Genomic DNA, 14,908 nt, shown 5'->3' on the forward strand with positions numbered 1-14,908 from the left:
TTGTTCGGTTGCCGAAGTCGGTCGCTGCGGGCCGGGTCGGCATGCCTGCGCATCGCACCTGTGGGTGTGACCGGCATTACAGAGCGTGGATGTTAGCGCTAACAAATTGAACGTGTCAACGGTCTGGCTCGCGTGGTTCCCGGGCCGCCCGAGCGCCGGGTCCGTGCCGCTGAAGTTGCAAAGATGGCAGGTCAATGGGCAAATCTCGGGAAGTTGTTGACAAGCCAGTGAAGTGGCTCACATACTAACGCCCGGCATGTTAACGCTCACATTCTGACGGCCGCGCAGGCGCGCGCCGAGCGTCCCCCGAAGGAGGATCTCGTGAGGAAGTTGATCTGGCTCGCCGTGCTGGCGGTGCTGGCCACTCTGGTTCTCTCAGGCTGCGGTCGGTCCACTGACACCGCCGCAGGCAGTGGGGAGAAGGGCGAGAAGGGCACCGTGGGCATCGCGATGCCCACCAAATCGTCAGAGCGCTGGGTCGCCGACGGCAAGAACATGGTGGACCAGTTCCAGGCCTTGGGCTACACCACCGACCTGCAATACGGCGACGATGTCGTCCAGAACCAGGTGTCGCAGATCGAGAACATGATCACCAAGGGAGTCAAACTCCTGGTCGTCGCACCGATCGACGGTTCGTCGCTGACCACGACCCTGCAGCATGCTGCGGACGCGAAGATTCCGGTGATCAGCTACGACCGGTTGATCAAGGGGACGCCGAACGTCGACTACTACGCGACGTTCGACAATTTCAAAGTCGGTGTGCTGCAGGGTAACTACATCATCGACAAACTCGGTCTGGCGCAGGGCAAGGGACCGTTCAACATCGAACTGTTCGCCGGCTCACCCGACGACAACAACGCCACCTACTTCTTCGACGGCGCGATGAGCGTGCTCAAGCCCTACATCGACAGCGGAAAGCTGGTGGTCAAGAGCGGCCAGACCTCGTTCGACCAGATCGCGACGCTGCGGTGGGACGGGGGGTTGGCGCAGTCGAGAATGGACAACCTGCTGAGCCAGGCCTACACCACGGCCAGGGTCGATGCCGTGCTGTCGCCGTACGACGGGATTTCGCGCGGCGTGCTCTCAGCACTGAAGAGCGCCGGCTACGGTAACGCGGCGAAACCGCTGCCCATCGTCACCGGGCAGGACGCCGAGTTGGCGTCGGTGAAGTCCATCGTGGCGGGGGAGCAGACGCAGACCGTCTTCAAGGACACGCGTGAGCTCGCGAAGGCCGCGGTGCAGGAGGCCAATGCGGTACTCACGGGCGGGAAACCCCAAGTCAACGACACGACGACCTACAACAATGGCGTCAAGGTCGTCCCCTCTTACCTGCTTCAGCCGGTCAGTGTCGACAAGTCGAACTACAAAGCGGTGCTGGTCGATTCGGGCTACTACACCGACGCCCAGGTGCAATGACGTCGACGCTGTTGGAGATGAGGGGTATCACCAAGCAGTTTCCCGGTGTCACCGCTCTCTCCGGTGTTGACCTGACCGTGAAAGCCGGTGCCATTCACGCCATCTGTGGTGAGAACGGGGCGGGTAAGTCGACTTTGATGAAGGTGCTCAGCGGCGTATACCCGCACGGGGACTACGACGGTCAGATCCTTCTCGACGGGAGGGTCTGTGAGTTCAAGGACATTCGGTCCAGTGAACGAGCCGGTATCGCGATCATCCACCAGGAGCTGGCGCTGGTGCCCTACCTGTCGATAGCCGAGAACGTGTTCATGGGCAACGAAATCAGGCGCCGTGGGGTGATCGACTGGGAACAGACCCTTGTCGAGGCGCAGAACCTGCTCGACCGGGTGGGGCTGCGGGAGAGCCCGCAGACCCGGGTGGCCGACATCGGGGTGGGCAAGCAGCAGTTGGTGGAGATCGCCAAGGCGTTGTCGAAGAAGGTCCGCCTGCTGATCCTCGACGAACCGACCGCGGCGCTCAACGATTCCGACAGTCGTCACCTGCTCGACCTCATCGTGGACCTGCGGGACCAGGGAATCACCTCGATCATCATCTCGCACAAGCTCAATGAAGTGATGGAGGTGGCCGACACCGTCACCATCCTGCGGGACGGCCACACCATCGAGACGATCAGCGTCGACCAAGAACTGACCGAAGACCGCATCGTGCGCGGTATGGTCGGGCGCGACCTCACGCATCGATTTCCGCCCCGCCCCGACCGCGAGATAGGTGACGTTGCATTCGCGGTGGCGAACTGGACTGTCCTCCACCCCATCGACCAACATCGCAAGGTTGTCGACGACGTATCGCTGAATGTGCGGGCCGGTGAGATAGTCGGTATCGCCGGACTGATGGGCGCGGGCCGTACTGAACTCGCCCTGAGCGTGTTCGGCCGGTCGTACGGAAAGTACGTGAGCGGCAAGGTCTTCAAAGGCAACCACGAGGTCAGCACGCGTACCGTATCGGACGCGATCAGCAACGGTATCGCCTACGCGACCGAGGATCGCAAGCATCTGGGCCTGAACCTGATGGACAGCATCGCCGAAAGCATCACGCTGCCGTCGTTGCGCAAGGTCAGCACGCGAGGCGTCGTCGATCAGCACGAGGAGGTCAGCGTCGGGGAGCGGTTCCGCGCCTCGATGAGGATCAAGGCATCGTCGGTTTCGGCGATCACGGGCAAGCTCTCGGGTGGAAACCAGCAGAAGGTCGTACTCAGCAAGTGGCTGTTCACCGACCCTGACGTACTGATTCTCGACGAGCCGACCCGCGGTATCGATGTCGGAGCGAAGTACGAGATCTACACGATCATCAACGAACTCGCCGCACGTGGAAAGGCCGTGCTCGTCATCTCGTCGGAATTACCTGAACTTCTCGGCATCTGCGATCGCATCTATGCGCTCAGCCAGGGTCGGTTGACCGGCGAGGTGACACGGACCGACGCGACGCAGGAAACCCTGATGCGGTACATGATGAAAGGGCGTGCCTAGGTGACCACCACCGTCGAGCAAGCGTCTGAAAAGCCAGAGGCGCAACCAGAGTCCAGTGAGCCGGCCCCGCCCGGTCTGCGCCAGCGCTTGTCGGCCTTCCTCCTGTCCCACGTGCGGCAGTCCGGCATGGTGGTGGCGTTGGCCGCCATCGTGTTGCTGTTCCAGATCTGGACCGGCGGCATTCTGCTCAAACCGCTGAACGTCACCAACATCATCCAGCAGAACGGCTACATCCTGGTCCTCGCCATCGGGATGGTCATCGTGATCATCTCCGGCCACATCGATCTGTCTGTGGGGTCCATCGCTGGCTTTATCGGCGCAATGTCGGGAGTTCTGATGGTGCGCAACGACATGCCGTGGGTGTTGGGGGTGGCGGTATGCGTGGGTATCGGCGCACTGATCGGCGCTTGGCAGGGCTTCTGGATCGCCTACGTCGGCATTCCGTCGTTCATCGTCACGCTCGGCGGGATGCTGGTGTTCCGTGGTGCGACGCAGTATCTGCTCGAAGGCCAGTCCATCGCTCCGATGCCGCGCGGACTCGAGCAAGTCAGTAGTGGATTCCTACCCGAGATCGGGACCAACGCCGTCTACCACTGGCCCACAGTAATTCTCGGCGCTGTCATCACGGTGGCCGCGGTGGTGGCGCAGATCCGTCGCCGCAAGTCGCAAGTCCGCCACGGACAGAAAGTTTCGGGCACCGTGTTCTTCACGGTCAAGTGTGCCGCGATCGTCGCGGCGCTGGCGGCGTTCACGCTGCTGCTGGCCAGCTACCGCGGAGTGCCGATCGTCGGGATCATCCTGGTGGTGTTGACCCTGATCTACGCGTTCGTCATGCGCAACACTGTTCTCGGGCGCCGGGTGTACGCCGTCGGCGGAAACTCCGCGGCCGCACGCCTTTCCGGCATCCGCAACCAACGCGTCACGTTGTTGGTGTTCGTCAACATGGGGATGCTCGCCGCCGTCGCGGGGCTGTTGTTCGCTGCCAGGTTGAACTCCGCGACACCGCAGGCCGGTATCAACTTCGAACTCGAGGCCATCGCGGCGGCATTCATCGGCGGCGCGTCGTCCAGCGGTGGGGTCGGCACGGTGTTCGGCGCAATCGTCGGCGGCCTGGTACTGGGCGTGTTGAACAACGGCATGTCCATCCTCGGCATCGGCAGTGATATCCAGCAAGTGATCAAGGGTCTCGTGCTGCTGGTCGCCGTCGGATTCGACGTGTACAACAAGCGCAAGGGCGGGCGCTAACTCCGTCGGGTGCTCTGCCTGACGACGAGTTGTGCGGGCACCAGCACCGGTTGAACGTCGGCGGGTGCGGAGTCGCTGTGTTCGATTCGGGTGACCAGCATTTCGACGCTTGTGCGGCCCACGGTGCCGAAATCCTGGCGGACAGTGGTCAACGGCGGTGAGTAGAACTCTGCTTCCGGCACATCGTCAAAACCTGCGACCAGGACGTCGTCGGGTACGGCGCGACCGGCTTCGGCGAATGCGCGCAGCACGCCCAAGGCCATCTGATCGTTTGCGACGAACACCGCCTCGACATCTGCGCGGCGGGCGAGTGCGATGCCGGCCTGGTACCCGGATGCGGGCGACCAATTGCCGTGCAGCGGTTCGGGAACGGAGCGTTTGGCGGCGGTCAGCTCTGCACGCCAGCCGGCCATTCTGGTCTCGGTTTCCGTCCACCCTTCGGCGCCGGTCACATGCCACACCGTCGATGCGCCTTGGTCGAGCAGGTGCCGGGTGACCTGCCGTGCACCGTCGAACTGATCGACGCTCACCACGGGAAGGCCGAGCCCACCGGTGGCGTCGACGGCGACCACGGGCATGTCGCGACGCAGTCGCGAGAGCGCTTCGCGCGTTTCGGAAAGCGGTGCGATCACCACCACACCTTCCACCGCTTGTTCAGCCAATCGGTTCAATGTCCTTGGCAGCGTGGTGCTGTCGATGGTCGACTCGCTGGCCACGCTGACGAAATAGCCCGCGCTGCGGGCGGCATGCTCGATGGCGTACAGCATGCTGGCCGGTCCGTACAGCGTGCTGTCAAAGCAGATGACTCCCAGCGTGTTTGATCGGTGGGTCGCAAGCGCCCGCGCCGCGAGATTGCGGCGGTAGCCGAGTCTCGATCGCGGCGTTCACCCGGCGGCGAGTCGACTCCTTGACCGCGGCAGAGTCGTTGAGCACGCGCGAAACGGTCTGATGCGAGACGCCTGCCGCCTTGGCGACGTCGAACATGTTGACCGGCCGACCCTCACGACGCCGCCCGGGTCCCTCGACGCTGCCCGCCATTCGATGCGACCCCCTCTCGTGTCGGCGAGGACTAGGTTTGCTGTCGCATAGTAGTCGGAATGTGAGCGCTCACGACGCTTTGATCGGCGGAATGTTAACGCTAACATTGGATCATGTCAGGCTCGATGACCGTCGCGCGACTGCACGGTGTGCGCGATATCAGGATCCACGCCGAACCCGTTCCCGACGTCGCGCCGGGGGAAGAATTGGTACGCATCACAGCGGTCGGGCTGTGCGGATCCGACTTGCACTGGTTCGCCGAAGCAGGCATCGGCGACGCGAGGCTGACGCGACCGGTGGTGCCAGGCCACGAGTTCGCCGGTGTCATCGAGAGCGGTCCGAGGCGTGGCCTGCGTGTCGCGGTGGACCCGGCGCTGCCTTGTCGGGAATGCGAGATCTGCATGGGCGGCTACCGGAACCTCTGCCCTGACGTCGTGTTCGCCGGGCACGGCGGCCAGGACGGGGGGCTGCGACAGTTTCTGAGTTGGCCGTCGTGGGCGCTCCATCCGCTTCCTGACACCTTGAGCGCGGCCGACGGTGCGATGCTCGAACCGCTCGGTGTAGCGTTGCACGCATTGGACCTGGGCCACTTGCGATTTGGTGCGACCGCCGCCGTCGTCGGAGCGGGGCCGATCGGCCTCTTGTTGGCGCAGGCGGCGAGGCGTGCCGGGGCGGCGCGGGTCGTGGTGGTCGAACCACGCGCGCATCGCAGGGATGCAGCGAAACGACTTGGAGCCGATGTCGTGCTCGACGTGGCAGAACCGGCTGACGACATCGGGGCGGATGCGGTGTTCGAACTTGCCGGGACAGACGAAGCGGTCGAGATCGCCATCCGCGCAGCGCGACCGGGCGCCAGGGTGGTGTTGGGCGGGATACCCGACGGTGACCGCACGTCATTTCAGGCGTCGATGGCCCGCCGTAAGGGTCTGACGCTGGCGTTGGTCCGCCGCATGAACGAGGCGTACCCGCGTGCGATCCGGCTTGCGCAGCAAGGCCTGATCGACGTCTCATCGCTCGTGTCGCACCGGTATCCGATCGACAGCGCCGCAGAGGCTTTCGCCGTCGCCGCGGACAGGACCGGCCTCAAGGTCGTTGTCGAGCCTTGAGGTTGTCGTGGTAACGGATCGCCCACGACATCGACCATCGCTCGCCGGGTGAGAGCCATCGAAGTCCTTCGCCGCTGTTGAAAGCATCAGCCGGTGCGGTCATCGGTTCGATCGCGACAGCAGTGATCGACCCACCAGCGTGCGGATACTGTCGAGTGATGAAGACTTGCAGATAGCCGAATTGGTCGTCGGCCCAGACGGATACGGCTCGGCCGTCGGCAGCGCTCAACCAGTGGGTGCTGCCACCTAGGCTCATGGTCAGCCCCGACCAACAGTCGTCGAGTTCGAGATCGGCGATCAGCCGCCCCGCGCGCAGGTCCCATTTCGTGCCGTCGACAGGCGTGACGCCGACCGGATTGAGCCGGTCGTCGACGTCAATGTGGCGGTCCGCCGACACGGTCAAGGTCAGCGCATCAGTCGGCACGTCACCAAGAGCGAGGAACGGGTGGGCACCGACTGCCACTGGGGCGCAGTCGGATCCGACATTTTGGACCGTGTGCATCACCTGCATGCCGTCGGCGGTGAGCGTGTACCGCACGGTGGTGTCCAACCGAAACGGATAGCCGTTCTGCGGAAACACCTGAGCCCGTAGCGTGATCGCACGACCGCTGCGCTCGACGACCTGATACGGCGCGTGCTGCAGTAGACCGTGCAAGGCGTTGCCTCCCGCAGGCTCGGTGATGTCGAGTTGCAGTGTCTGACCGCGGTGCGTCCATCGTCCGTCGCGGACCCGGTTGGGCCAGGGGACGAGGACGATGCCAGACCCGAACGGCGGTGGGGCGTCGTCCTCGTAGCCGGCCGTGAGTTGCACACCGTCGACCGACAGGTGCCGTATCGCGGCGGCGACCTCAGTGATCACCGCGCGTACGGATGGCCCGTCGGATCCCAGCTTCAGCTCGTGCTGTTCACCGAGTGCCGACCATGGTTGATATGACACCTAGCCATGTTAGCGCTAACATAGCGCGTTAGATCTTGCGCGCGCTCGCGGTGGCCTTGTCGAGTTCCCAATAGGCCCGCAGCGCAACGATCTTGCCCTCGTCGTTCACCCGGTAGGTGAACACCCCTTCGGCTGTGACCTCGTACCCGGCGGCCTTGATCCCGATGTGGCCGACGTTGGCTTCCTCATTGCCGCACTGATAGGTCTTCTCGAAGTTGAACGTGAGTTCGCTCGGTGCGATCGCCATGTCGTAGAACCTGGCGATGGCTTCCTTGCCGCGGTGGCCCTTGCCCTCCGGATCGAAGTGCGAGGGCCCGATCGGATCCTCGACGACCGCGTCGTCGGCGAACACCGCAAGCCACGCCTCTTTGTCATGGGCCATCGCTGCTTCGCGGGACCGCTTGCCGGCCAGGTGGACCGGCGCGTCACTCACTGCTGCCAACCCGAGTGGATGAAGGTGTCGGCGAACCGCTTCAGCGAATCCTTCTTCTTCTCGATCGGCGCGTCGAAGCCATGGCCGTCAAAGATCCACGGAATGACGATGTTGTCGGTGACGCCCGCCTCGGCGAGTTCGCGGTGCCCGTCGACATCGAACTTGTCGATGCACACCGCCTGGAACTCGAACGGCACGTCGGCGCGGCCGAATTCGGCAAGCAGGGCCTGCAGTTTGCCGATGATCTCGGTGAGTTGGTCGCACGTCAACATCGCGCTTGTCCACCCGTCGCCGACGCGGGCGGCCCGCCGCAACGCGACGTCGGTGTGCCCGCCGACATAGAACGGCACCGGCTTAGTCGGCGCCGGGCTCATCTGCAGCTTGTCGAAGTCGTAGAAGTCGCCGTGGAATTCCACCATGCCGCCGGCGAGGACGAGCTTGATCACCTCGACCATCTCGTCGACGCGCTTGCCGCGCTTGGCGTACGGCACCCCACACCACTCGAATTCCTCAGGTGCCCAACCGATACCGACACCGAACCCGAACCGGTTGTTCGTCAGATTGGCCACCGAGCCGACCTGCCGCGCCAGCAGCAGCGGATTGCGCGACCCCAACTTCATCACGTTGGTGTAGAACCGCAGCGTCGACGTCACCGCACCCATCGCGCCTGCGACGATCAACGGATCGGCCCACGGAGTGTCCTGGTTCCACATCCGCGATCCGTCGGCGGTGTACGGATAATCGGCCGACTGCTTCTCCATGTAGAAGATCGAATCGGGCAACGCAATCGAGTCGAAGCCGACTTCCTCCGCGGTCCTCGCGATTTCGACCAGTTGCTCGATCGGGCTCATCGCCACGCTGACCGTGTACTTCATCTTGCTCACGGTTTATCCGCCGCTACGACCCACATCGAGAAGTACTGTGCACCACCGCCATACGCATGCCCCAGGGCCTTACGGGCGCCGGGCACCTGATGATCGCCTGCCTTGCCCATGACCTGGATCGCGGACTCGGCGAACCGGATCATCCCTGACGCGCCGATCGGATTCGACGAGAGCACCCCGCCGGAGGCGTTGAACGGGATGCGGCCACCGATCTCGGTCTCGCCCGCTTCGGTGAGCTTCCAGCCCTCGCCTTCCGGCGCGAAACCCAGGCTCTCCAACCACATCGGCTCGTACCAGGAGAACGGCACATACACCTCGGCGGCGTCGATTTCGTCGATCGGGCTGCTGATCCCCGCCGCCTTCCACAACGCCGCCGCGGCATCGCGGCTCGCCTGCGGGTTGACCTGATCACGACCCGCATAGGCCAGCGGCTCGGTGCGAAGCGAGGTGGCGTGGATCCAGGCCACCGGATGACCGTCGGCCACCCGCGCATCGGCGGCTGCCTCGTCCCCGATCACCATCGCCGCCGCACCGTCCGATGACGGGCATGTCTCGTCGTAGCGAATCGGATCCCACAGCATCGGCGACTCCATCACCTTGTCCACAGTGATGTCCGGTTGATGCAAGTGTGCAAGGGGGTTCTTGGCGCCGTTGCGCCGGTCCTTGACCGCCACCATCGCGCCGATGTGCGTTGGGGCGCCGGACCGTCGAATGTACGCGCGCACATGCGGGGCGAAGTACCCGCCTGCGCCCGCACCCACCGGCTTGGTGAACGGCACCGGAATGCTCAACGCCCACATGGCGTTCGACTCCGACTGCTTCTCCCATGCCATCGTCAGAACACGGCGGTACTTACCGGACTGCACCAGGCTGGCCGCGACGATCGCCGTGGAGCCACCCACCGAGCCCGCGGTGTGCACGCGGATCAGCGGCTTGTTCGTCGCGCCCATGGCGTCGGCCATGAACAACTCCGGCATCATCACGCCCTCGAAGAAGTCGGGCGCCTTGCCGACCACCACGGCGTCGATGTCGTCGAACGTCGAACCGGAATCCTCCAGCGCCCGGTCAATGGCCTCGCGCACCAGGCCGTTCATCGAGACGTCCTTGCGCTTGGCGACGTATTTCGTCTGCCCGGTGCCCAGCACCGCGGCGAGTTGCTTGGCCACTATTTCCCCTCCAGGACCGCGACGAGATTCTGTTGCAGCGCAGGGCCGCTCGTGGCGTGCGCGAGCACGCGCTGGGCGGAACCATCGAAGATGTGCTGTGCGGCAAAGCCGATGCGCTCCAGTCCGGCTGAGAACATCGGGTTGGCAGCCAGCGCGCCGCCGGACGGATTCACCTTTGTCGACGACCCCAACCCGATCGCCTCGGTGAGGATCAACTGCTGGTGGGTGAAGGGCGCATAGATCTCGGCGACGTCGATGGATGCGGTGTCACCACCCGTCGCGGCCTCAGCCGACGCCGCCGTCGACGGTGAGGTGGTCAGGTCCCGGGCACCGAGGATCGGGGTTTCGATGCGGTGCTCCAAACCCGTGATCCAGGCCGGGTTTTCGCGCAGTTCGCGAGCCCGGTCGCCCGCCGCCAGCACGATGGCCGATGCGCCGTCGGTGATCGGTGCGATGTCGTGACGTCGCAGCGGGTCGGCGAAGTAGGGTCGGGACAGCAGTTCATCGATGCTCTTGGCCGGCTTCTCGGAGTCGGTGCGTCCCGCTGCCGCAAAGGAATCCAGCGCCACCTGCGCCATGTCTTCGGCCGTCCACTTGCCTGTGTCCAGGCCCATCCGTGCCTGCAGTCCGGCGATCGACACCGAATCCGGCCACAGCGGCGCGACGGTGTAGGGGTCGGTCTGCAGCGCCAGCACCCGGCGCAGCGTGCCCGCCGACGACTTGCCGAACCCGTACACCAGTGCGGTCTCGACCTGGCCCGTCAGCAGTTTGATGTAGGCCTCGTACAACGCCCATGCCCCGTCCATCTCGACGTGCGACTCGTTGATCGGCGGAACCGCGCCGATCGAGTCGATCGCCGAGATGAACGAGAAGGCCCGGCCGGCAAGGTAATCCGACGAGCCCGAGCACCAGAATCCGATGTCGGTCTGCTGCAGGCCGAGCTCGTCGTAGAGCTGGTGAAAGCACGGCATCAGCATCTCGACGCCGTTGGTGGTGCCGTCGGTGCGGCGGACGTGGGGTGCGTGCGCGAAGCCCACGACTGCGATATCGGTCATTGTTTCAAGCCCTTTACAGGTGGTGCTTGTAGGAGTCGTAGTCCGCGTCGGGTTCGCCCGTCGGCCGGAAGTAGTCGATGTTGTCGATGCCGAGGCCCCACTCTTCGCGCGGCTTCCACACCGCCTGCACGCGCATGCCCATCCGGACGTCGGCCGGATCGATCTCGGTGACCAGATGCAGAAACGGGATGTCGGCGCCGTCGAGCAGCACGTAAGCCGCGACGTAGGGCGGCTTGATGCGCTGGCCAGGGAACGGAATGTTGATGATGGCGAACGTGGTGACCGTGCCCTTGTCGGGCAATTCGACGAACTGGTCGAGTTCCAGACCGGTGGCCGGATCGGCCTCCTTCGGTGGGAAGTAGACCTTCCCGCTGTCGCCGGTGCGCGCGCCGAGCAGCTTGCCCTCTTCGAGTGCGCGCAGGAACTTGCTCTCGGGAAGCGATGCGGTGTGCTGGATCTCGATCGACGACGGCGCCACCTGCACCTTGACCGGTTCACGATCGTCCGGCCCGCCCTCAGGCTCGGCGTTTTCGCCGGGCAGGAAATAGGCGATGTCGGTGATCGCGCCGACCGGGTCGTCGACCCAGTGCGCGTGCACCCGGTCGCCGGTGTTGATGGCGTCGGCAGAGGCGACGTCGACCGCGTGCAACATCGGGGTGTCTGCGCCGTCCAGCTTGATCAACGCCCAGGCGAACGGTCGATCCAGTGGTTGGCCCTGAAGCGGAGTCGACTGCCATGTCCACGACAGCACCGTCCCGACGCTGCTCACCGGTACGATCTCGGTCAATTGTTCGTACGTGATCGGGTCGTACTCTGCAGGCGGCACGTGCACTCGCCCATCCGAACCGCGAACACCGACGATCCGCCGTCCGCGCAGGGCGGTGAAGAACTGGCTAAGGAGTGGGCCGACTGAACGGGTGTAGTCGAATGAGAGCTTCAGTGGCGCCGAGAGTGGCCGCTCATGCTCGTCGATCTGCACCGGGCTGCTTTGGCTGGTGGTCACGGATTCGAGTAGAACAGGTTCTAATAATAGTTTCAACCATGGGTCGAGTGGCGAGCAAATGAAGCTGGGTCTGCAACTCGGATATTGGGGCGCGCAGCCGCCGGACAACCACGCCGAGCTGGTGGCGGCGGCCGAGGACGCGGGCTTCGACACCGTGTTCACCGCGGAGGCCTGGGGCTCGGACGCCTACACCCCGCTCGCTTGGTGGGGTCGGGAAACCAAGCGGATGCGGCTCGGCACCTCGGTCATCCAGTTGTCGGCACGGACCCCGACCGCGTGCGCAATGGCGGCGCTGACCCTCGACCATCTGTCCGGCGGGCGCCACATCCTCGGGCTCGGAGTGTCGGGGCCACAGGTCGTGGAGGGCTGGTACGGCGCGAAGTTCCCCAAGCCGCTGGCTCGCACCCGCGAGTACATCGACATCCTGCGGCAGGTGTGGGCACGCGAGGCCCCGGTGCACAGCGACGGCCCGCACTACCCGCTGCCGCTGACCGGCGAGGGCACCACCGGCCTCGGCAAGAACCTCAAACCGATCACGCATCCGCTGCGCGCGGACATCCCGGTGATGCTGGGAGCCGAGGGCCCGAAGAACGTCGCGCTGGCCGCCGAGATCTGTGACGGCTGGCTGCCGATCTTCTACTCTCCCCGGATCGCAAGCATGTACAACGAGTGGCTCGACGAGGGCTTCGCCCGGCCGGGGGCACGCCGGACCAGGGAGACGTTCGAGATCTGCGCGACCGCACAGGTAGTGGTGACCGACGATCGGCCCGCGGTCATGGAGTTGATGAAGCCGCACCTGGCGCTCTACATGGGCGGCATGGGGGCTGAGGACACCAACTTCCACGCCGACGTCTACCGCCGGATGGGCTACGCCGAGGTGGTCGACGACGTGACTCGCCATTTCCGTTCGGGCCGCCCCGACGGCAAAGACGAAGCAGCCAAGATCATCCCCGACGAACTCGTCGATGATTCGGCGATCGTCGGTGACCTCCCCTACGTGCAGCAGCAGATCAAGGCCTGGGAGGCCGCCGGTGTCACGATGATGGTCGTCGGCGCCCGCTCCCCCGAGCAGATCCGCGACCTCGCCGGACTGGTGTAGACACTTCTTGCTACTTGTCTAGAACGCGTTCTAGATTGGCCGAATGACTGCTTCAGGGTCGTCGCAGCACACCATCGCAGGCACCGTGCTCACCATGCCGGTGAAGATCCGCAAGGCCAGCCAGCACAACGCGATGTTCGCCGTCGATGCGGACGCCGCACAGCGGTTGATCGACTACAGCGGTCTTCAGGTGTACCGGCCTGTTCGCGGCCGCGCTATTGCGACGCTGATTCTGACGCACTTCATCGACGGTGACCTCGGGCCGTACTACGAGTACAGCACGTGCGTGATGGTCAAGCCGCCCCGCGGCGATGCACCCGCACTGCAATCGGCCTTCGTCGCGCATATGTTCGTGGATCAAGCGTTCACATTGGAAGCCGGCCGGACAATCTGGGGCTTCCCGAAAGTCATGGCCGACTTCACTATTCGCGATGGCAAGCAGTTCGGCTTCGACGCCAGCATCGACGGCCAGTTCGTGATCGGGATGGAGTTCAACCGGGGACTAACGGTGCCGTCGGCCCTCATGCCGGGGTCGCAGGAGTTGCGCGCGTACTCCTGCCTGGACGGGCTGACACGAGAAAGCCCCTATCAGGTTTCGTTTCAGGGCGTGCGCTATCGAATCGGCGGCGCGCGGGTGCGGTTAGGCGAGCACTCCTACGCGAAGGAGCTGGCCTCGCTGGGCTTCCCGAAACGCGCGTTGGTCTCGAGTTCGGCGGACAACGTGGAGATGTCGTTCGTGGACGCGCAGGAGGTTCGACGATGACCAAGCCCGATGTGGATCTGGCCGATGGCTCTTTTTACGCGGACCGGCCCCGCGAGGCGTACCGCTGGATGCGGGCCAACGAGCCGGTGTTCCGGGATCGCAACGGGTTGGCCGCCGCGACGACTTACCAGGCGGTGATCGATGCCGAGCGCAATCCCGAGTTGTTCTCGAATGCGGGCGGCATCCGCCCCGATCAAGATCCGCTGCCGATGATGATCGACATGGACGATCCGGCACATCTGTTGCGCCGCAAGCTCGTCAACGCCGGCTTCACCCGAAAGCGGTTGAAGGTCCAGAGCGACTCCATCGGCGTGCTGTGCGACTGGCTCATCGACGCGGTCTGCGAACGCGGCGAATGCGATTTCGTCCGAGACATCGCCGCACCCCTGCCCATGGCGGTCATCGGCGACATGCTCGGGGTGCTGCCCGACGAGCGGGAGATGTTCCTGAAGTGGTCCGACGAGATGATGGTCGGACTCAGTTCCACTGTCTCCGAAGCCGATATGCAGGTCACCCTCGACGCCTTCATCGCCTACAACGACTACACCCGCAACAAGATCGAACAGCGACGCGCCCAGCCCACCGACGACTTGATCAGTGTCCTGGTGCACGCGGAGGTCGACGGTGAACGACTGTCCGACGACGACATCCTGCAGGAGAGCCTGCTGATCCTCGTTGGTGGCGACGAGACGACCCGTCACACGATCTCAGGTGGAACCGAGCAGCTGATTCGGCATCCCGACCAGTGGGACCTGCTGCGGGCCGATCCCGACTTGGTTCCCACCGCAATCGAGGAGATGCTGCGCTGGACGTCGCCGTTGAAGAACATGTGTCGCACGCTCACTGCCGACACCGAGTTCCACGGTACGGAACTGCGTAAGGGTGAGAAGATGATGCTGATGTTCGAGTCGGCGAACTTCGATGAAGCAGTCTTCGGCGATCCCGACACCTTCAACGTTCAGCGAGATCCGAACAGCCACTTGGCGTTTGGCTTCGGTACGCATTTCTGTCTCGGTAACCAGCTGGCCCGAATCGAGCTGGTCAACATGACGCGTCGGGTCCTGCAGCGGCTGCCGGACCTGCAACTCGCCGACGACGCGGACCTTCCGCTGCGACCGGCGAACTTCGTCAGCGGCCTGGAGTCGATGCCGGTGACCTTCACCCCCACCAAACGGGTGCTCGGGGGCTAGCGAGGTCCGTCACAGGCAGCGGCCATCGGTCGTCGGACGTGCCTACA

General features: G+C 64.4%; 15 protein-coding genes. 7 read left to right on the plus strand and 8 right to left on the minus strand.

Translation table 11 applies throughout. From position 1 onward, the window contains the following. The first annotated feature begins 321 nt into the window (after window positions 1-321). Genes chvE through mmsB form a run of 3 tightly spaced genes read left to right on the plus strand, consistent with a single transcriptional unit; the run spans window position 322 to window position 4,187 of the window. Window positions 322-1,416, plus strand: coding sequence for a multiple monosaccharide ABC transporter substrate-binding protein (chvE, locus tag C1A30_RS29465; protein WP_101951756.1), 1,095 nt, complete (start codon window positions 322-324; stop codon window positions 1,414-1,416). Then, complete coding sequence (mmsA, locus tag C1A30_RS29470; protein ID WP_101951757.1) at window positions 1,413-2,942, plus strand: multiple monosaccharide ABC transporter ATP-binding protein; 1,530 nt, start codon at window positions 1,413-1,415, stop codon at window positions 2,940-2,942. Before chvE ends, mmsA begins: the two co-directional genes overlap by 4 nt. Continuing rightward, on the plus strand, window positions 2,943-4,187 hold the full coding sequence (gene mmsB, locus C1A30_RS29475) for a multiple monosaccharide ABC transporter permease (RefSeq protein ID WP_101951758.1): 1,245 nt from the start codon (window positions 2,943-2,945) through the stop codon (window positions 4,185-4,187). Here mmsB and C1A30_RS29480 read toward each other — a convergent pair. Both C1A30_RS29480 and C1A30_RS36250 read right to left on the minus strand, forming a co-directional pair. Further along, entirely contained in the window at window positions 4,184-4,954 is a 771-nt protein-coding gene (locus C1A30_RS29480; RefSeq protein ID WP_235010257.1) for a substrate-binding domain-containing protein, read from the minus strand. The two genes, mmsB and C1A30_RS29480, sit on opposite strands and share 4 nt — an antisense overlap. 25 nt (window positions 4,955-4,979) lie before the next feature. Next, window positions 4,980-5,225 carry a LacI family DNA-binding transcriptional regulator gene (locus C1A30_RS36250; protein ID WP_235010258.1) on the minus strand — a complete coding sequence of 82 codons (246 nt, stop codon included), beginning with the start codon at window positions 5,223-5,225 and terminating at the stop codon, window positions 4,980-4,982. 113 nt (window positions 5,226-5,338) lie between these two features. On the opposite strand from C1A30_RS36250, the gene C1A30_RS29485 reads away from it, so the two are divergent. Further along, window positions 5,339-6,331, plus strand: coding sequence for a zinc-binding dehydrogenase (locus C1A30_RS29485; RefSeq protein WP_235010259.1), 993 nt, complete (start codon window positions 5,339-5,341; stop codon window positions 6,329-6,331). Here the strand turns inward: C1A30_RS29485 and C1A30_RS29490 are convergent. Genes C1A30_RS29490 through C1A30_RS29515 form a run of 6 tightly spaced genes read right to left on the minus strand, consistent with a single transcriptional unit; the run spans window position 6,309 to window position 11,809 of the window. After that, window positions 6,309-7,268 carry an aldose 1-epimerase family protein gene (locus C1A30_RS29490; RefSeq protein WP_101951759.1) on the minus strand — a complete coding sequence of 320 codons (960 nt, stop codon included), beginning with the start codon at window positions 7,266-7,268 and terminating at the stop codon, window positions 6,309-6,311. The two genes, C1A30_RS29485 and C1A30_RS29490, sit on opposite strands and share 23 nt — an antisense overlap. A gap of 28 nt (window positions 7,269-7,296) precedes the next feature. Then, a complete protein-coding gene (locus C1A30_RS29495) occupies window positions 7,297-7,701 on the minus strand; it encodes a nuclear transport factor 2 family protein (protein ID WP_101951760.1) in 405 nt (134 codons plus the stop codon). After that, window positions 7,698-8,576: a TIGR03619 family F420-dependent LLM class oxidoreductase gene (locus C1A30_RS29500; protein WP_101952969.1), complete on the minus strand. Its 879-nt coding sequence runs from the start codon at window positions 8,574-8,576 to the stop codon at window positions 7,698-7,700. The genes C1A30_RS29495 and C1A30_RS29500 overlap by 4 nt, the downstream gene beginning before the upstream one ends. Before the next feature lie 5 nt (window positions 8,577-8,581). Further along, window positions 8,582-9,751 carry a thiolase domain-containing protein gene (locus C1A30_RS29505; protein ID WP_101951761.1) on the minus strand — a complete coding sequence of 390 codons (1,170 nt, stop codon included), beginning with the start codon at window positions 9,749-9,751 and terminating at the stop codon, window positions 8,582-8,584. Beyond that, window positions 9,751-10,806: a thiolase domain-containing protein gene (locus C1A30_RS29510; protein ID WP_101951762.1), complete on the minus strand. Its 1,056-nt coding sequence runs from the start codon at window positions 10,804-10,806 to the stop codon at window positions 9,751-9,753. Before C1A30_RS29510 ends, C1A30_RS29505 begins: the two co-directional genes overlap by 1 nt. A gap of 13 nt (window positions 10,807-10,819) precedes the next feature. Then, window positions 10,820-11,809, minus strand: coding sequence for a Zn-ribbon domain-containing OB-fold protein (locus C1A30_RS29515; RefSeq protein ID WP_101951763.1), 990 nt, complete (start codon window positions 11,807-11,809; stop codon window positions 10,820-10,822). Window positions 11,810-11,867: 58 nt separating this feature from the next. Here C1A30_RS29515 and C1A30_RS29520 point away from each other — a divergent pair, with 58 nt between their 5' ends. The 3 genes from C1A30_RS29520 to C1A30_RS29530 are packed head-to-tail and all read left to right on the plus strand — an operon-like array spanning window position 11,868 to window position 14,861. After that, window positions 11,868-12,908 carry an LLM class F420-dependent oxidoreductase gene (locus C1A30_RS29520; protein WP_101951764.1) on the plus strand — a complete coding sequence of 347 codons (1,041 nt, stop codon included), beginning with the start codon at window positions 11,868-11,870 and terminating at the stop codon, window positions 12,906-12,908. Window positions 12,909-12,951: 43 nt separating this feature from the next. Continuing rightward, window positions 12,952-13,671, plus strand: a complete 720-nt coding sequence (locus C1A30_RS29525) for an acetoacetate decarboxylase family protein (protein ID WP_101951765.1) — start codon at window positions 12,952-12,954, stop codon at window positions 13,669-13,671. Then, entirely contained in the window at window positions 13,668-14,861 is a 1,194-nt protein-coding gene (locus tag C1A30_RS29530) for a cytochrome P450 (RefSeq protein WP_101951766.1), read from the plus strand. The genes C1A30_RS29525 and C1A30_RS29530 overlap by 4 nt, the downstream gene beginning before the upstream one ends. Window positions 14,862-14,908: the final 47 nt, after the last annotated feature.

Origin of the sequence: Mycobacterium sp. 3519A (assembly GCF_900240945.1) — a bacterium.
Classification (GTDB): domain Bacteria; phylum Actinomycetota; class Actinomycetes; order Mycobacteriales; family Mycobacteriaceae; genus Mycobacterium.